Source organism: Pseudoalteromonas sp. Z1A8, assembly GCF_011378855.1.
Classification (GTDB): domain Bacteria; phylum Pseudomonadota; class Gammaproteobacteria; order Enterobacterales; family Alteromonadaceae; genus Pseudoalteromonas.
Window position 1 is genome coordinate 1 of record NZ_WTLB01000138.1, and the last position, 586, is coordinate 586.

1 rRNA gene is annotated in these 586 nt (G+C 50.9%); it reads left to right on the forward strand.

Annotated features, from left to right (window positions below):
• A 23S ribosomal RNA gene (locus GQR55_RS20040) occupies positions 1–586 on the forward strand; the annotation flags it as partial.

The window sequence follows — 586 nt, forward strand, 5'->3', positions numbered from 1 at the left end:
CTGTGTTTAAGGCGGTAGGTTAGGTGCTTAGGCAAATCCGGGCACCTCCTTTTATTAGGAAGACCGAGAACTGACGACGAGCCCTCTTTTGGGTGAAGTGGTTGATGCCATGCTTCCAGGAAAAACTTCTAAGCTTCAGATATGTTCAAACCGTACCCCAAACCGACACAGGTGGTCAGGTAGAGAATACCAAGGCGCTTGAGAGAACTCGGGTGAAGGAACTAGGCAAAATGGTACCGTAACTTCGGGAGAAGGTACGCCGGCCGGTGTGAAGGACTTGCTCCGTAAGCACTAGTCGGTCGAAGATACCAGGTGGCTGCGACTGTTTATTAAAAACACAGCACTCTGCAAACACGAAAGTGGACGTATAGGGTGTGACGCCTGCCCGGTGCTTGAAGGTTAATTGATGGGGTTAGCGCAAGCGAAGCTCTTGATCGAAGCCCAAGTAAACGGCGGCCGTAACTATAACGGTCCTAAGGTAGCGAAATTCCTTGTCGGGTAAGTTCCGACCTGCACGAATGGCGTAACGATGGCCACACTGTCTCCACCCGAGACTCAGTGAAATTGAAATCGCAGTGAAGATGCT